This is a genomic window from Vibrio sp. 10N.222.48.A3 (assembly GCF_041475345.1).
Taxonomy (GTDB): domain Bacteria; phylum Pseudomonadota; class Gammaproteobacteria; order Enterobacterales; family Vibrionaceae; genus Vibrio; species Vibrio tasmaniensis_A.
This window is the reverse complement of the sequence record NZ_JBFRVX010000753.1, coordinates 1-2080: the sequence shown is the minus strand read 5'-3', so window position 1 is coordinate 2080 and position 2080 is coordinate 1. Positions and strand designations below refer to the sequence as shown.

Below are 2080 nucleotides of genomic sequence, written 5' to 3'. Positions count from 1 at the left end.
CCATAAGCCTTTGCCGCTTCCATCTCACCGCTGTCGACAGCCATTATTGCACCACGGAAGGTTTCTGCCATGTACGCGCCAAAGATGAAGCCAATGGTTAAGACACCAGCAATAAATGGGCTAACATCAATATAATCAGGTAGGTAAGCGGTCCATTCGTGGTTAGGGTCACTTGATGTGAACCACTCATTGAGCCACTCATTGATGGAATACAAACTGTTGTTTAAAAGGATTTGTCCACCAAAGAAAATCAGCATCATCAATACGAGATCGGGGATACCTCGAATAACGGTTGTGTAGAGGGTTGCAATAGCACGAGCCCAGCGGTAAGGCGCTAGTTTTGCTAAGGCACCTAGCATACCAAGAACCATAGCTAAAATTAGCGACAGTAAGGCAACTTCGATTGTAAGCACCGCCCCTTTCAGGATCGACGCTTCATATCCTTGTAAATCAAACATAATGAATTCCAACAGAACTGCGAAAAAGTTGGTAAGACAGGGAGAGGTGAGCCTCTCCCTTAAGAAGTGACGCTAGAGATTACTTACCGTATACGTCGTAGTTGAAGTATTTAGCAGCGATATCTTGGTAGATGCCTTTTTCACGTAGCGAAAGGATTGCAGCATCTAATTGCTTAGTCAGATCTTTGTCTTGCTTACGTAGAGCAATACCAAAACCTTCACCGAACCACTTAGGATCAGTTAGTGATGGACCAACAAACTCGTAGTCTTCACCACCCGCTTTGTTTAGTACACCTTCTTCTAGAGCAGATGCATCACCCAGTACAGCAGCAACACGACCGTTAGCTAGATCAAGGTAAGCTTCGTCAAATGAACCGTAACGAACGATTTCTACTGTGTCGCCGTAGTTATCTGTTAGGTACTTGTCGTGAGTTGTTGCACGTTGAACGGCAATTTTTTGACCACTTAGATCATCAAAGTTAAGGCCTGCACCTTTTTTAGCGATGAACTTGTTTGGGATAAGTGCGTATTTACCTGTGAAATCGATCTTTTTCTTGCGCTCTTCCGTGATAGACATTGCCGCAATGATCGCATCATATTTACGAGCAAGCAGAGAAGGAATAATACCATCCCAATCTTGTGCAACGATCTTACACTTCACCTGCATTTCAGTACAAAGCGCGTTAGCCATATCGACATCGAAGCCTTTCAGCGAACCGTCAGCTTCTGTCCAGCTAAATGGAGGGTAAGCACCTTCAATACCGAAACGTACTGTTTTCCATTCTTTTGCTTGAGCTACGCCCGTTGCAGCAGTTGCAGCAAGTGCCGCGACTAATAACCACTTTTTCATATCCCTACTCCTGTGATTTAGGTTTTTATGTTTTGCTAATTTTAATATTGTGTTTGTTGTTACTTATTAACTTACTTGTTGTGTTTCATTGTTAACACTGTCGCCATTTACCTTAGCAACAGCATTTCAATTCTGATTAGTAAATCGATGAGATAAATTGTTGTAATCGCTCAGATTCAGGCTCAGTAAACAGTTTAGCTGGATCGCCCTGTTCTTCCACCAAGCCTTGATGTAAGAACATCACATGATTTGATACGTCACGAGCAAAAGCCATTTCATGTGTTACCACAAGCATGGTTCTTCCTTCTTCTGCTAGATCGCGCATTACACCAAGTACTTCCCCTACTAACTCAGGATCAAGTGCCGATGTTGGTTCATCAAATAGCATTACTTCAGGATCAACCGCTAACGCTCTTGCAATCGCCGCACGCTGTTGCTGTCCGCCAGATAAATGACCCGGGTAGTAATCTTTGCGTTCATATAGCCCTACTTTCTTCAGTAGCAGCTCAGCATTTTCAATCGCTTGTGCTTTAGGTACACCTAAGACGTGAACAGGCGCTTCGATAACATTTTCGAGAACGGTCAGATGAGACCACAGGTTGAAACCCTGAAAAACCATCGCCAGACGAGAACGGATTCGCTGTACTTGTTTTTCATTGGCAGGAACAGAAACACCTTGGCGGTTGTTTTTCATTTGAATTAATTCACCATTAACCCAAATCTCGCCAGCAGTAGGTGTCTCTAAAAGGTTGATACATCTAAGGAAAGTACT

General features: G+C 43.5%; 3 protein-coding genes. All 3 read right to left on the bottom strand.

Going from position 1 to position 2080, the window contains the following annotated elements; all coding sequences use genetic code 11:
• Positions 1–458: ABC transporter permease subunit (locus tag AB4653_RS19390; RefSeq protein ID WP_372105049.1), on the bottom strand; the 458-nt coding region annotated here is incomplete at its 3' end.
• A 79-nt stretch (positions 459–537) separates the two neighbouring features.
• Complete coding sequence (locus tag AB4653_RS19385; RefSeq protein ID WP_009846319.1) at positions 538–1308, bottom strand: ABC transporter substrate-binding protein; 771 nt, start codon at positions 1306–1308, stop codon at positions 538–540.
• 136 nt (positions 1309–1444) lie between these two features.
• Positions 1445–2080 (bottom strand): ABC transporter ATP-binding protein (locus AB4653_RS19380; protein WP_372105047.1); only part of this gene is annotated, 636 nt, incomplete at its 5' end.